This is a genomic window from Pseudomonas sp. AC242 (assembly GCF_979258655.1).
The window spans coordinates 1132501-1146147 of sequence record NZ_OZ409873.1; the positions used below are offsets into that span (position 1 = coordinate 1132501).

12 protein-coding genes and 4 tRNA genes are annotated in these 13647 nt (G+C 58.2%); 10 read left to right on the plus strand and 6 right to left on the minus strand.

All coding sequences use genetic code 11. The features are described 5' to 3' along the window. Nucleotides 1-67: 67 nt before the first annotated feature. Nucleotides 68-610, minus strand: a complete 543-nt coding sequence (locus ACZZ0A_RS05175; protein WP_095114103.1) for a TetR/AcrR family transcriptional regulator — start codon at nt 608-610, stop codon at nt 68-70. A 91-nt stretch (nt 611-701) separates the two neighbouring features. On the opposite strand from ACZZ0A_RS05175, the gene ACZZ0A_RS05180 reads away from it, so the two are divergent. From ACZZ0A_RS05180 to ACZZ0A_RS05195, 4 genes are all read left to right on the plus strand, one after another. Continuing rightward, nucleotides 702-1889 carry an MFS transporter gene (locus ACZZ0A_RS05180; protein ID WP_463542602.1) on the plus strand — a complete coding sequence of 396 codons (1188 nt, stop codon included), beginning with the start codon at nt 702-704 and terminating at the stop codon, nt 1887-1889. 51 nt (nt 1890-1940) lie between these two features. Then, complete coding sequence (locus tag ACZZ0A_RS05185) at nt 1941-2252, plus strand: cupin domain-containing protein (RefSeq protein WP_095114101.1); 312 nt, start codon at nt 1941-1943, stop codon at nt 2250-2252. A 105-nt stretch (nt 2253-2357) separates the two neighbouring features. Next, nucleotides 2358-3509 carry a TDT family transporter gene (locus ACZZ0A_RS05190; RefSeq protein WP_463542603.1) on the plus strand — a complete coding sequence of 384 codons (1152 nt, stop codon included), beginning with the start codon at nt 2358-2360 and terminating at the stop codon, nt 3507-3509. Between the two features lie 99 nt (nt 3510-3608). Further along, nucleotides 3609-5483, plus strand: a complete 1875-nt coding sequence (locus ACZZ0A_RS05195) for an MFS transporter (protein WP_123374682.1) — start codon at nt 3609-3611, stop codon at nt 5481-5483. A gap of 114 nt (nt 5484-5597) precedes the next feature. Here ACZZ0A_RS05195 and sugE read toward each other — a convergent pair whose 3' ends face one another. From sugE to rdgC, 3 genes are all read right to left on the minus strand, one after another. Next, nucleotides 5598-5912: a quaternary ammonium compound efflux SMR transporter SugE gene (gene sugE / locus ACZZ0A_RS05200; protein WP_003223093.1), complete on the minus strand. Its 315-nt coding sequence runs from the start codon at nt 5910-5912 to the stop codon at nt 5598-5600. Nucleotides 5913-6031: 119 nt separating this feature from the next. Beyond that, entirely contained in the window at nt 6032-6997 is a 966-nt protein-coding gene (locus ACZZ0A_RS05205) for a bile acid:sodium symporter family protein (protein ID WP_095114098.1), read from the minus strand. Between the two features lie 151 nt (nt 6998-7148). Further along, nucleotides 7149-8069 carry a recombination-associated protein RdgC gene (gene rdgC, locus ACZZ0A_RS05210; protein WP_007919763.1) on the minus strand — a complete coding sequence of 307 codons (921 nt, stop codon included), beginning with the start codon at nt 8067-8069 and terminating at the stop codon, nt 7149-7151. A gap of 159 nt (nt 8070-8228) precedes the next feature. Between rdgC and ACZZ0A_RS05215 the strand changes: the two genes are divergently transcribed. From ACZZ0A_RS05215 to ACZZ0A_RS05230, 4 genes are all read left to right on the plus strand, one after another. Further along, nucleotides 8229-8304 (plus strand) — tRNA-Val (locus ACZZ0A_RS05215). Nucleotides 8305-8323: 19 nt separating this feature from the next. After that, nucleotides 8324-8400: transfer RNA gene (locus ACZZ0A_RS05220), tRNA-Asp, on the plus strand. A gap of 191 nt (nt 8401-8591) precedes the next feature. After that, nucleotides 8592-8667: transfer RNA gene (locus ACZZ0A_RS05225), tRNA-Val, on the plus strand. Nucleotides 8668-8686: 19 nt separating this feature from the next. Further along, nucleotides 8687-8763, plus strand: a tRNA-Asp gene (locus tag ACZZ0A_RS05230). Between the two features lie 113 nt (nt 8764-8876). Here the strand turns inward: ACZZ0A_RS05230 and ACZZ0A_RS05235 are convergent. Together ACZZ0A_RS05235 and ACZZ0A_RS05240 are read right to left on the minus strand one after the other, a co-directional pair. Then, the gene (locus ACZZ0A_RS05235) at nt 8877-10043 is read right to left on the minus strand and encodes a catalase family protein (RefSeq protein WP_463542604.1); all 1167 of its coding nucleotides are present in this window, start codon (nt 10041-10043) and stop codon (nt 8877-8879) included. Next, nucleotides 10040-11848 carry a di-heme-cytochrome C peroxidase gene (locus tag ACZZ0A_RS05240; protein WP_414916975.1) on the minus strand — a complete coding sequence of 603 codons (1809 nt, stop codon included), beginning with the start codon at nt 11846-11848 and terminating at the stop codon, nt 10040-10042. Before ACZZ0A_RS05240 ends, ACZZ0A_RS05235 begins: the two co-directional genes overlap by 4 nt. A 270-nt stretch (nt 11849-12118) precedes the next feature. On the opposite strand from ACZZ0A_RS05240, the gene ACZZ0A_RS05245 reads away from it, so the two are divergent. Both ACZZ0A_RS05245 and ACZZ0A_RS05250 read left to right on the plus strand, forming a co-directional pair. Continuing rightward, a complete protein-coding gene (locus ACZZ0A_RS05245; protein WP_007919751.1) occupies nt 12119-12835 on the plus strand; it encodes an FKBP-type peptidyl-prolyl cis-trans isomerase in 717 nt (238 codons plus the stop codon). A gap of 294 nt (nt 12836-13129) precedes the next feature. Continuing rightward, the gene (locus tag ACZZ0A_RS05250) at nt 13130-13585 is read left to right on the plus strand and encodes a YkvA family protein (RefSeq protein WP_007919749.1); all 456 of its coding nucleotides are present in this window, start codon (nt 13130-13132) and stop codon (nt 13583-13585) included. The last annotated feature ends 62 nt before the right edge of the window (nt 13586-13647 follow it).

A 13647-nucleotide genomic window follows, 5' to 3' on the forward strand; every position in this document is an offset into this window, starting at 1 on the left:
CTTTTGATCTTTCAAAATCAAGATCAAAAGATCGCAGCGTGCCGCAGCTCCTACATGAATATCGGTGTCAGTCCTGACGCAGCGCAATATCAATCAACCGATGCAACTCATCCACCTCCAGCGCCGCCGCCGAAAACAGAATGCGGAACACCACCGGCGCGACCACCAGATTGATCAGCCGATCGACACTCGGTGCCACTTCATCCGGATGCCGCTCGATGATCGTCTGCAACTGCGCGCCGATGATCGTCACGCAATACCCCGGCGTCGCGCTCGCTTGCACGTCACGCATCATGTTGCGCCCAGGCTCGGAGCTCATCTCGTCGAGATACTGCTCGGCCCACGCGCGGATATCGCTGCGCAAGCTGCCGGTTTGCGCCGGCTCGCTGTCCGGGCGCATGCGGGCAAGGGCGACGTCTGCCAGCAACGCCGACAGATCACCCCAACGCCGGTAAATCGTCGACGGCGTCACCCCGGCGCGCGCGGCAATTTGCGGGACGGTCACGGTCGAGCGCTCCTGTTCTTGCAGGAGCGCTCGAACTGCCGAATGAATTGCATCTTGCACCCGGGCACTGCGGCCGCCGGGGCGTAAACCTTCTTTAATAGCCATGCGGCAGACCTTAACACAAAGAATTTGCTTTAAGCGCGAGGCAGTAGCACACTCCGCAAAAGCAAAAAATTAGCTTTTGCGGAGTGTGCCCATGACCAGCCTTGCTAACAACCGATCCAGCCTGTGCTTTCTGGCGATGACTTTACTGAGTTTTCTCGCCGCCTCCACGGCGCCGACGCCGTTGTATCACCTCTATCAGGATCAACTGCACTTCTCGGCCGCGGTGCTGACGCTGATCTTTGGCGTGTATGCACTCAGTCTGTTGGCGGCGCTATTAACAGTCGGCTCGCTGTCTGATCACCTCGGGCGCAAACCGGTGATCTTCACCGCTGTGGTGCTCAACGCGTTGGCGATGCTGCTGTTTATCTACGCCGACAGTGTGACTTGGCTGATCAGTGCGCGTGTACTCCAAGGTTTTGCGACCGGCATGGCCACCGCCGTTTTAAGCGCGACGTTGCTCGACACCGACCGTCAGCAAGGACCGTTGATCAACAGTGTGGCGCCGTTGCTTGGCATGGCATTGGGCGGTATGGGCTGCGGTTTGCTGGCCGAATTTGCGCCGGCGCCGTTGCAACTGAGCTATTGGCTGCTGCTCGCACTGTTTGTATTGCAGGGCATTTATGTCTGGCGCTTACCGGAAAGCGTCACTCCGCTAGCGGGGGCTTGGGCCTCGTTGCGGCCGACATTGCACGTGCCGATTCAAGCGCGGGCCACCTTGTGGCGCGTGTTGCCGCTGAATACGGCAACGTGGGCGCTCGGCGGTTTCTACGCCTCGTTGGCACCGTCATTGGTGCGCACCGCCACCGGTTCGACGTCCAATCTGATCGGCGGCGCAACCGTGGCCGCCCTGACAGTGACCGGTGCATTGATGATTTTCACCCTGCGCAATCGTCCCGCCGCACGGGCATTGCAGCTAGGCGCGAGCCTGCTGCCGATTGGTCTGGTGTTGATTCTGCTGGGTGTGCACAGCGCCAGTCTGGCGCTGTTTTTCCTTGGCACGCTGGTGGCCGGTTGCGGCTTCGGTGCAGGATTTCTCGGTGCGGTGCGCAGCCTCGTGCCGCTGGCCTTGGCCCATGAGCGCGCGGGGTTGATGGCCGCGTATTACGTGCTCAGTTATCTGGCGTTCTGCCTGCCGGCGTTGCTCGCCGGGCACTTGTCGCGCAGCTACGGATTGCTGGCGACCACCGATGGTTACGGGGCGATTTTGATCGTGTTGGCTGTCGCCGCGTTGTTGCTCAGCCTGCGTCCTGCGCCAGCCAAAGTGTGCCGCGCTCCATAATCACTGCGGTTTCGGTTAGCCTTGGCGCGCCTTCTTCTCACGGATTGACTCATGAAGATTATTCGCAGCAAAACCTTCACCGCCGAGCGCGCCTGGGGTGCGCTGGACATCGCCAACATGAACGGCATCACCACGCGCCTGCACTGGACCGATCAGCCGTACAAATGGCACATCAACGACGGCGAGGAAGTGTTTGTGGTGCTGGATGGGCAAGTGCTGATGCATTACCGCGAACTGGGCGAAGAAAAACAGGTGCAGCTGGATGTCGGTGACATCTTCTATGCGAGCGTCGGCACCGAGCACGTCGCCCATCCGCAAGGCTCTGCGCGGATTCTGGTGATCGAGAGCGAGGGCAGCGTCTGAATGCTTATTGGTAAAACAGATAACAGTTAGAGATATTACCCGTTATATAGATATTCGATTCGGTTCTACCATGGACTCAACCTCACCGGAGGACAGGAGTTCATGATGATTTGCCCCAATAGCGCCAAACCCGGCATCAAGCCGTTCAGCCAGCTTCAGCATCCACGCGAAGTCATCCGTCAGTTCACCCCGAACTGGTTCGCTGCCACCATGGGCACCGGTGTGCTGGCGTTGGCGCTGGCGCAATTGCCTTTGGCCATTCCAGGCCTGCACGCCATCGCTGAAGGTTTGTGGTTGTTCAACATTCTGTTGTTCAGCGTGTTTGCCGCTGCCTATGCCGCACGCTGGATCTTGTTCTTCGATGAAGCGCGGCGGATTTTCGGCCACTCCACCGTGTCGATGTTCTTCGGCACGATTCCCATGGGTCTCGCGACGATCATCAACGGATTTCTGCTGTTCGGCCTGCCGCGCTGGGGCGACGGTGTGATTCATCTTGCCGAAGTGCTGTGGTGGATTGATGTGGCCATGTCACTGGCTTGCGGCGTGTTGATTCCGTACATGATGTTTACCCGTCAGGAACACAGCATCGACCAGATGACCGCCGTTTGGCTGCTGCCGGTCGTGGCGGCAGAAGTGGCAGCGGCCAGCGGTGGTTTGCTCGCACCGCATCTCACCGATGCCCACTCGCAACTGGTGGTGTTGACGACGAGCTACGTGCTCTGGGCTTTTTCCCTGCCGGTAGCGTTCAGCATTCTGACGATTCTGCTGCTGCGCATGGCCCTGCATAAACTGCCCCACGAAAACATGGCCGCTTCGAGCTGGCTGGCCCTCGGTCCGATCGGTACCGGTGCGCTGGGCATGTTGCTGCTCGGCGGTGATGCGCCAGCGATCTTCGCGGCAAACGGTCTGCCGGGCATCGGCGAGATCGCTTCGGGTCTGGGCCTCATTGCCGGCATTACCCTGTGGGGCTTTGGGCTGTGGTGGATGCTGATGGCGCTGCTGATCACCGTGCGGTACTTGCGTGACGGCATCCCATTCAACCTTGGCTGGTGGGGATTTACCTTTCCGTTAGGGGTTTATTCGTTGGCAACCTTGAAGCTGGCGAGCACCCTGAACCTGACGTTTTTCAGCGTCGTCGGCACGCTGTTGGTGATGTTGCTGGCGGTGATGTGGCTGATCGTCGGTAAACGCACCGTGCAGGGCGCCTGGCGTGGCGAGCTGTTTGTCTCGCCGTGCATTGCAGGTTTGAAGAAATAACCTGAAAAGTTTAGGTAAGGTGTGGCCTGGATCGCGCTTCGAGAATCCAATAAGCAGTACCCAGGCCTCTCTACCTTAAACATCAGGGAAACACGGAAGATGAGTCACCCCTCACAGTTCAACCTGCTGCGCACCCGGCGCTTCTTGCCGTTCTTCATCACGCAGTCGCTCGGCGCCTTCAACGACAACGTGTTCAAACAGTCGCTGATCCTCGCCATTCTCTATCGGCTGACCATCGAGGGTGACCGTTCGATCTGGGTCAACCTGTGTGCGTTGCTGTTTATCCTTCCGTTTTTCCTGTTCTCGGCACTGGCCGGGCAGTTTGGCGAAAAGTTCGCCAAGGACGCGCTGATTCGTCTGATCAAACTCGCGGAAATCGCGATCATGGCCGTAGGATCGGTCGGCTTCCTCTTCGATCATTTGTCGCTGATGCTGGTGGCGCTGTTCGCCATGGGCACGCATTCGGCGCTGTTCGGGCCGGTGAAATATTCGATCCTGCCGCAAGCGCTGCGCGAGGATGAACTGGTTGGCGGCAACGGCCTGGTGGAGATGGGCACGTTTCTGGCGATTCTCGCCGGGACGATTGGCGCCGGGGTCATCATGTCTTCCTCGCACTACGCGCCGCTGGTGTCCTGCGCCATCGTCGGGATTGCCGTGCTGGGCTATTTGGCCAGTCGCAGCATTCCCCGTGCAGCGGCATCCTCCCCGGAAATGCGCCTGAACTGGAACATCTTCAGCCAGTCGTGGGCGACGTTGAAACTCGGTCTGGGCCAGACTCCGGCGGTGTCACGCTCGATTGTCGGCAACTCGTGGTTCTGGTTTGTCGGGGCGATTTATCTGACGCAGATTCCGGCTTACGCCAAGGAATGGATGCACGGCGATGAAACCGTTGTAACGCTGATTCTCACGGTGTTCTCGGTCGGTATTGCGCTGGGTTCGATGCTTTGCGAGAAGCTGTCCGGGCGTAAGGTCGAGATCGGTCTGGTGCCGTTCGGCTCATTTGGTCTGACTGTGTTCGGCCTGCTGCTCTGGTGGCACTCCGGCGGAATTCCCGACAGTGTCACTGGCCATAGCTGGATTGAGGTGCTGGGCTTCGTGCACACCTGGGCGGTGTTGGTCGATATTCTCGGTCTCGGCATCTTCGGTGGTTTCTACATCGTGCCGCTGTATGCCTTGATCCAGTCGCGCACTGCCGAGAATGAGCGGGCGCGGGTGATTGCCGCCAACAACATTCTCAACGCGTTGTTTATGGTGGTTTCGGCCATCGTTTCGATCGTGCTGTTGAGCGTGGCCAAGCTGTCGATCCCGCAGTTGTTCCTGGTGGTGTCGCTGCTGAATATCGGCGTCAACGCCTACATCTTCAAAATCGTCCCCGAGTTCAGCATGCGTTTCATGATCTGGCTACTCAGCCATTCCATGTACCGCGTCGAGCACCGTAACCTTGAGGCGATTCCCGATGAAGGCGCGGCATTGCTGGTGTGCAACCACGTTTCGTTCGTTGATGCGTTGCTGATTGGCGGCGCGGTGCGTCGGCCGATTCGCTTTGTCATGTACTACAAGATCTACAACTTGCCGGTGCTGAACTTTATCTTCCGCACAGCGGGAACAATTCCGATTGCCGGACGTAATGAAGACATCCAGATTTACGAAAAGGCCTTCACGCGCATTGCTCAATATCTGAAGGATGGTGAGTTGGTGTGCATCTTCCCGGAAGGCAAGTTGACTGCCGATGGCGAGATGAACGAATTCCGCGGTGGGCTGACGCGGATTATCGAGGAGACGCCGGTGCCGGTGATTCCGTTGGCGTTGCAGGGGTTGTGGGGGAGTTTCTTCAGTCGCGATCCGAATAAAGGTGTGTTTCGGCGGTTGTGGTCGCGGGTGACGTTGGTGGCGGGTGCGCCGGTGGGCGTGGATGCTGCTGAGCCGGCGCAGTTGCAAGTGTTGGTGGGGGAGTTGCGCGGGGCCGTCAGATAGTCGGCGATTTTAAGGGCCTCTTCGCGAGCAGGCTCGCTCCCACAGTTGATCGTATTCCTCTGACGGAACGCGGTTTAATGTGGGAGCGAGCCTGCTCGCGAAAGCGCTAGTGGCTTAAGCGCTGACCTTGAGGCCAATCAACCCGGTAATGATCAACGCCACACTGGCCAGCCGAATCAACGCCATCGACTCGCCAAACAGAATGATCCCGGCAATCACCGTGCCCACGGCACCGACACCGGTCCAGATCGCATAGGCCGTGCCCAGCGGCAATTCCTTCATCGCAAGGCCAAGCAGGCCAAGGCTGATGGCCATGGCCGCAACGGTCAGAACGGTGGGCAGCGGGCGGGTGAAGCCGTCGGTGTATTTCAGGCCGACGGCCCAGCCGACTTCGAACAGGCCGGCGAAAAACAGAATGATCCAGGACATGCAAGACCTCCATCGATTGACGGGGTCGTCCCCAGATTAATGACTCGATCGAGCCGCAGGGTCGTCCCCGCGTTGCGCGCTAGTTTGACCAGCATTAACCCGGGGATCAAGTTTCGAGGTCAGTCAGCCGCTTGCTGCGCCAGGGTCTCGCGATCTTCTTTTTCACTCATGCGCCGGAAGTAGGTCGACAGCAGCGCGCCGGAAATATTGTGCCAAACGCTGAACAACGCGCTCGGCACCGCCGCCAATGGCGAAAAATGCGCACTGGCCAATGCAGCGCCCAATCCCGAATTCTGCATACCCACCTCCAGCGCCAGCGACTTACGCTGGGCCAGCGGCAGCTTGAATAGACGCCCGGTGAAGTAGCCCAGCAAATAACCGAAGCTGTTGTGCAGCATGACCACGGCCATGATCAGCAGACCGGATTCGGCGATCTTTGCCTGACTGGCCGCCACCACGGCGGTCACGATAATGACGATGCTGACCACCGACACCAGCGGCAACACATCGACGGCGTGACGAACCTTGTCGCCAAGCAAACGCTGGGCAACCACGCCAAGAATGATCGGTAGCAACACCACTTGCAGGATCGACCAGAACAGCTCCATGAACGATACCGGCAGCCATGCCGAAGCCAGCAGCCAGATCAGCGCCGGGGTCAGCAGTGGGGCGAGGAGGGTGGTGACGGCGGCAATGGCCACCGACAACGCCAGATCGCCGCGAGCCAGCCAAGTCATGACGTTGGACGAAGTGCCGCTCGGGCAGCAACCGACCAGAATTACTCCGACGGCAATTTCCGGCGGCAGGTGGAACACTTGGCAGAGCAACCACGCCACACCGGGCATGATCACGAAATGCGCGACTACGCCCAGCGCCACGCGCCACGGATGGCGGGCGACGGCAGCGAAGTCGTCAAGTTTGAGGGTCAGGCCCATGCCGAACATCACCAGGCCCAGCAACGGTACGATCGCGCCTTTGAGGCCGAGGAACCACGCCGGTTGCAGGAACGCAATCACCGCGAAAATCAGAACCCAGTAAGCGAAGGTATTGCCGACAAAGCGGCTGAGTGCAGCCAGTGCGCGCATGGCTTGATCCTTATTATGTGAAAGCGTTAGGAAGCTAAGCATACGTCGCCAGCAAAAAGATCGCAGCCTCCGGCAGCTCCTACAGAAAAACACGTCCTTTGTAGGAGCTGCCGAAGGCTGCGATCTTTTAAGCGTTCACACAAAAAACCGATCAGATCCCCTGCGGAGTCTCTTCCCCACCCAACGCTTCCACCAGCGCCGGCAGGAAATCGCCAAAGGTCAGCATCATCAGCGTGAAGCTGGCATCCAGTTGCCCCAGCGCTTCATCGCCACCGTCCTGCTCCGCCTGATCCTGCAACAGATCTTCGAACTTCAGACGTTTGACAGTCATCTTGTCATCGAGCATGAACGACAGCTTGTCCTGCCAGGCCAGCGACAGCTGCGTAACCACTTTGCCAGTGCTCAGGTGCAGCTGGATTTCTTCGCTGGTCAGGTCCTGACGCTTGCAACGGACGATGCCGCCGTCTTCGTGGGTGTCGCGCAGCTCGCATTCGTCCAGCACATAGAAGTCGTCGGCAGCTTTCTGCGTGGTGACCCATTCGGTCATGGTCGCGGTAGGCGACATTTTTACCGTCAGCGGACGGACGGGCAGGGTGCCGATCACTTCACGCAGGGTCGACAGCAGGTCTTCGGCGCGTTTCGGGCTGGCCGAGTTGACCAGAATCAGGCCCTGTTTCGGCGCGATGGCGGCGAAGGTCGACGAGCGACGAATGAAGGCGCGCGGCAGGAACGCCTGGATGATTTCATCCTTGATCTGATCGCGTTCCTTCTTATAGACCTTGCGCATCTGCTCGGCTTCGATCTCTTCGACCTTTTCCTTGACCGCGTCACGCACGACGCTGCCCGGAAGAATGCGTTCTTCTTTACGGGCGGAAATCAGCAGGAAGTCACCGCTGACGTGCACCAATGGAGCATCTTCGCCTTTGCCGAACGGCGCGACGAAACCGTAGGTGGTCAACTCCTGGCTTGCACATGGACGCGCCAGTTTGGTGGCCAGTGCAGTTTCCAGCGCCTCGGCATCGACAGGCAGGTCTTGGGTCAGGCGATAGATAAGCAGGTTTTTGAACCACATGGGGTGAGTCTCTCCTTTATACAAAGGGGGGCATTATTGTCTTCGCCGTCTCATAGGCCAACCCTTCTCTAAGCCTTTGGAAGGCCTGAGAAAATTATTTAAAAAAGTGCTTGCCAGAGGTTGGGTCGCTCCGTAGAATGCGCGCCACACCGAAGCGAAGGGTGATTAGCTCAGCTGGGAGAGCGTCTGCCTTACAAGCAGAATGTCGGCGGTTCGATCCCGTCATCACCCACCATTCGTTTCAAGTGTTTAGCGCAGCGGTAGTTCAGTCGGTTAGAATACCGGCCTGTCACGCCGGGGGTCGCGGGTTCGAGTCCCGTCCGCTGCGCCATATTCGGTAACCTGGACCACTGAACGCCAGGTCACCACGGAAAAACCCGCCAAGGCGGGTTTTTTTCTGCTCCAAGGTTGTACCCGCGGGATGTGTCGTTTTACCGGTTTTCGGATTTATTTGAAAAAAACTTCAATTAAATCAACACTTTACGAAAACTTGTGGCATAATGCGTCCCGTAACGAAGCGAAGGGTGATTAGCTCAGCTGGGAGAGCGTCTGCCTTACAAGCAGAATGTCGGCGGTTCGATCCCGTCATCACCCACCATTCGTTTCAAGCGTTTCGCGCAGCGGTAGTTCAGTCGGTTAGAATACCGGCCTGTCACGCCGGGGGTCGCGGGTTCGAGTCCCGTCCGCTGCGCCATATTCGGAATCTGGAACACTGAACGCCAGATTCCACAGAAAGCCCGCCTAGTGCGGGCTTTTTGCTGTCCCGGATTTGTTGATTTCAAGTTTCCACGGTGTCATGACACCGTGCTACTGCGCAGCATTTTGGCTGTGTCGATAGTCGCTCACTGCCTCATATACCGTTTTACGCAAGCGGTTGATCCCGCCAATCGGCCGATGCGCCTCAAGCCCGAACCACGGATTAAACGAAAGGTTGTCACACGCCAGATTTAGCGCCGGGGTATCGAAATCCTGCGGCGGCAGGGTAATCCGCGCGACCGTTTCAAAGGGTGAGTCCTGCTCGCGCCATTCGATGCTGGTGTCTTCGATCGGCATGTACTTGTTGGCATCCTGGCGCTGGATCTGCAGTACGAAACAGGCTGGTATCCGGTCCGTCGACAACTGCTGAGTCAAAGCGCTGCGCAGGAAATTCGGCAGGTCGTGGTTCTGTTTGGGCAGTGTATAGGCAGGGCAACTGTCCGGATCGGGTGCAACACGAAACTTTGCATTGGCTTCCCCGAACTTGTAGGGCGAAACCGAAAAGTATGTCGTCGCTGTCGGGCTGTCCGGTGGCGGCGATAGCGTTGCCAAGGCAATAAACAAATGGCGGATCTGCCAGCTGCGCGGATCCCAGCCGGGGAAAAACGCCATGACCTTTTTGCCGTCAGCCTGCGCCGCCACATTCTGACGGTACTCGGCGACATCGCTGACAAAAAAGTTCGGGTGGCTGAACATCACGAAATCCTGCTCAGGCTGTGACTGGCGATTGCCAAGCAGCTGTTTTCCCGATACGTCCAGCAGTTTGATCGCCATGCCCCGCGCGTCGCGGAGGCTGTCGAACTGTGGGTAGGCATTGCCATTGGACAGGCGAATCATCGCTTGCCAGGTTTTGCCGGGCTCACTGAACACGCCTTGTCGCAGCGACTGCGCGAGTTGCGGCAACACCTGCACCTGAGCTTTTACACAACCATGAGCCTTGGCATGGGCGTCGCGCAGATACCGTGTGCTTTCTCGATGTTGATCGACGATGCGTACGGCGGTCTGGACCACGTCCTGGGTCATCGCCGCTTCGCCGGTGGGAATCTGCTCCTGCGCCGACACCGGGCCACGGTGTTGCCAGGCAAACCAGACCGTAGCGATGGCCCAGCCGAGCAAGCCGATGACAAGCGCTATCAACAGAACCTTGCCTAGCAAACGACCCAGCCACAACCAGATTCTGGCCAGCAGCGACTGTTCTTTCTTGAAGGTTGAGATCATGGCAGTTGCGCCTCCAGTGGGCCGCCGAGGACTTTCAGGTACTCAAGAAGCGCCCAGCGTTCTTCGGGCTGCAATAGCCGGCCAATCACGCCGTTGCCACGTTCGCCGGCGCGGAACTCATGGCCGCTGTTGTGGTTGCCGGTGATCCGCGTATCGAACAGGAAGCCATTGGTAAACGCTTCGGTGCGATACCCCAGATGTCGCGGATCGTATTCAAAGGTGCCTTTGAAGAAGGTTGTGGCGCGCTCATCCTGCGGCGACAGCAACTGATAGATGTTCGGTACCGAACCGTTGTGCAGGAACGGAGCGGTGGCCCAGATACCGGCCAGCGGGCGGGCCTTGTAAGCGACTTTTTCGCGAACGCCGATCGGCAGGCCAAAGCCGTCCATGCGTGGTTTTTCCTGCGGCGTGACGTTGGCTTCGCGATAGGCGCGGTCTTCGACGAAAGCGGTGACGTAAGCCAAGCCCTTGGCCACCGATAACTGGCTCAAGTCCAGTGGCTCCTTGGGTGTCGGATGCAGCTTGACGTCCATTTTTTCCAGTTCTTTCAGATCCCACTGCAGGGCTGTCAGGTCGAAACGGTGGTTGGCGATATTGTCGGCAGCGGTCGGGTCGGTGCCGATGACATTGACCGGCAGCATGTGCAAATGCTGCACCCAGCGCTCACCTTCCTGAGTCTGGCGCGGTACGTGACAACCGGCGCAGTTCTCGACAAATAGCGTGCGGCCCTTGGCTGCCAAGGGTTTGTCGATGGCGCCAAACAGATCCTCTGGCCAGGCTGGCGGCTTGAGCCTTTGCAGGGTTTCTTCGATTTTGTGCAGATCACGCACGCGCACGCTGGAGGCATAACGTGCTTCGCCTTGCAGCGGCTGGCCGTTGGCATCGAAAAAATTCAGGGTGGCGCCGACGCCTAACGCTTCACCGATATTGCGCGCCATTGGTTGCTGCGCCGAGCCGTTCCACTGCACCCAATCGAACGTCCACATGTCCCAGAGCTGCGGGTAATCCACCGGAGCATTGGCCACGCGGTAGTTGGCGGGGGAAATCGCATCGCCAAACGTCGCATTGGCAATGCGTCCGAAAGCATCGGCGCGGCCGGGACCTTCTTCGGTCGGGTAGAGGCCGCGATGGGTATCGTTCCAGGCGACTTTGAGGAATGTATTCAGTGAGGTTTTGAAGTCTTTGCGCAATTGCTCGTGACGCGTGTCGTATTCGTCGCCCAGCACGGTTCTGGCAAAACGTTCGAATTTCCATGGGTTGTAGTAAGTCGCGGTCAGACTTGCCACCAATGCCTGTCCGAAACTGCCACCACGCAAAGTAGGAACACTGGAAGGCAACACATGTTGCGCGGTACCCCCGTCAATTCGCACGGCCTGGCCGTTGATGCGCAATTCGCCGGTGTGGCAAGCGGCGCAAGTAATGTCCAGATATTGCTCAGAGCTGCCGGGATTCTGATGGCGGGCAAAACCGACGGGGAGGTTGCCGGGGTTGTTCGCCGTGGCTTTGTGCTGCGGATCAATCAGAAAACCGAAGCGCGCGAGGTAATCGGAGGACGCGAAACGCTGTTCAGAAAAAGGCAGCTCCAAGGCCTGGAACCACTCGTAGCGAAGGCCTTTGACCTGCGTACCCTGAGGCGTGAAATAGTAGGTTTGCCGGTCTTCGTCACTCCACTGATCGAGGTAATGCACCTGCTCGGCGGGGGTGTAGAAGGGCAATTTCGGGTTGGCGACGTAATACAGGACCACGGCAAGAACCAGTCCCAGCAGCACGACGATCAGGGTCAGCACACGGAATAAGAGGCGCAAGATAAACATCCTTGTCGATTTGTTCCGCTGTTATGCCTGAGCACGCCCCCATGCGGCAAGTGGCCATTACGCCAGATGATGCGAGAAGGAACGACGCTGATTGTCGGGACAAGATGACAGAAGCTTCATCGTCGCTTCGCCTCGATGCGTTTTAATCCCTGAACTTATCGGAAGTTTCCTGCTCTCATGCCGGTAGCCATTGGTCGTGGCGGCCTGATAAGCTCGCGGCTTTACTCGATTGCCCTTTCGGCGCATGAACAAGGAAATAGCATGAAACAGCATCGGTTGGCGGCGGCGGTTGCCCTGGTTAGCCTGGTCCTCGCGGGTTGTGATTCGCAGACCAGCGTAGAGCTGAAAACCCCGGCGCAAAAAGCTTCCTACGGTATCGGCCTGAACATGGGCAAGAGCCTGGCTCAGGAAGGCATGGATGATCTGGACTCCAAAGCGGTAGCCCAGGGCATCGAAGATGCCGTCGGCAAGAAAGAACAGAAGCTGAAAGATGAAGAACTGGTCGAAGCCTTCGCCGCGCTGCAAAAGCGTGCTGAAGAGCGTATGGCCAAAATGAGCGAAGAGTCGGCTGCGGCTGGCAAGAAGTTCCTCGAAGAAAACGGCAAGAAGGCGGGTGTAACCACCACTGCTTCCGGCCTGCAATACGAAGTGGTCAAGAAAGCCGACGGCCCACAGCCCAAGCCGACTGACGTAGTGACTGTTCACTACACCGGCAAGCTGACCAACGGCACCGTATTCGACAGCTCCGTCGAGCGCGGCAGCCCGATCGATCTGCCGGTAAGCGGCGTGATTCCGGGTTGGGTTGAAGGTCTGCAACTGATGCACGTTGGCGAGAAGTACAAACTGTACATCCCTAGCGATCTGGCTTATGGCGCTCAGTCGCCAAGCCCGGCAATCCCGGCCAACTCGGTTCTGGTCTTCGACCTGGAACTGCTGGCCATCAAGGATCCAGCCAAAGAAGCCGCTGCTGCCAAGTAATTGGTAAAGGCTTCAACAACAACGCCTCGCTTATGCGGGGCGTTGTTGCATCTGGACCCTGGCAAGGGTAAACAGAGCGAACCGATGGCGGTCGGGAGAGTCATAGCCAATGAGACTGCCATCGCTAGCCGCCCTGAGCAGCCAAGTCAATGAAATATTGGGGTTTTTTATGTGAGTAAAAAACGCCCGATCTGAGCGCAGCCCTTATGAAACGGGGCTTTCAGCGCTGAAATGCAGCTCTGTTCACAAGGTTATCCACAATTTGTGTGGATAACATTTCAACGGGAGGAATAGATGAAAGCTCCGTGGAATTTTGCTCGATTCCTGCCCTTGGCCGGCCGCCTGCTCGCACGCGGCCGTTTGCCGACCTTATTGTTTGCGGTTGCCAGCAAAGGCGCTGCGCAGGGCAATCGCCTCGGTAAACTCAAGGACGATTTACGTTTACTCCAGGCTTTGTGCCTGGCCTATTGGCGCGGCGAGTACCGCGCCATCAGTGGCAAAGCGCTGGTGTCGGTGGTGGCGGGTTTGATGTATTTCCTCAGCCCGGTGGATGCGATTCCGGATTTCATTCCCGTATTCGGCATGCTCGACGACATCGCCGTCCTCGCCTGGCTGATGAAAACCCTCGACGATGAGCTCAATGCCTTTCGCCTGTGGCGCAATCGTCAGCAACCGGAAAAGCTCGCAGTCGTCGAACGCCTGCCGGATACCCCCGAGCAACTGCAACTTCAGGGGCCGAAAAAAACCTGATTCCTCAACACCCGCCTACAGATAGATACCCCCCGCGACCTTGGCCGCTGTTAGGATTACAC

Excerpts from the sequence above, each read along its gene's own strand:
- ACZZ0A_RS05235 (WP_463542604.1), bottom strand. The coding sequence starts at position 10,043 with ATGATCTCAACCTTCAAGAAAGAACAGTCGCTGCTGGCCAGAATCTGG.
- ACZZ0A_RS05175 (WP_095114103.1), bottom strand. The coding sequence starts at position 610 with ATGGCTATTAAAGAAGGTTTACGCCCCGGCGGCCGCAGTGCCCGGGTG.
- ACZZ0A_RS05245 (WP_007919751.1), top strand. The coding sequence starts at position 12,119 with ATGAAACAGCATCGGTTGGCGGCGGCGGTTGCCCTGGTTAGCCTGGTC.
- ACZZ0A_RS05250 (WP_007919749.1), top strand. The coding sequence starts at position 13,130 with ATGAAAGCTCCGTGGAATTTTGCTCGATTCCTGCCCTTGGCCGGCCGC.
- sugE (WP_003223093.1), bottom strand. The coding sequence starts at position 5,912 with ATGTCCTGGATCATTCTGTTTTTCGCCGGCCTGTTCGAAGTCGGCTGG.
- ACZZ0A_RS05195 (WP_123374682.1), top strand. The coding sequence starts at position 3,609 with ATGAGTCACCCCTCACAGTTCAACCTGCTGCGCACCCGGCGCTTCTTG.
- ACZZ0A_RS05205 (WP_095114098.1), bottom strand. The coding sequence starts at position 6,997 with ATGCGCGCACTGGCTGCACTCAGCCGCTTTGTCGGCAATACCTTCGCT.
- ACZZ0A_RS05190 (WP_463542603.1), top strand. The coding sequence starts at position 2,358 with ATGATTTGCCCCAATAGCGCCAAACCCGGCATCAAGCCGTTCAGCCAG.
- ACZZ0A_RS05185 (WP_095114101.1), top strand. The coding sequence starts at position 1,941 with ATGAAGATTATTCGCAGCAAAACCTTCACCGCCGAGCGCGCCTGGGGT.
- ACZZ0A_RS05180 (WP_463542602.1), top strand. The coding sequence starts at position 702 with ATGACCAGCCTTGCTAACAACCGATCCAGCCTGTGCTTTCTGGCGATG.
- rdgC (WP_007919763.1), bottom strand. The coding sequence starts at position 8,069 with ATGTGGTTCAAAAACCTGCTTATCTATCGCCTGACCCAAGACCTGCCT.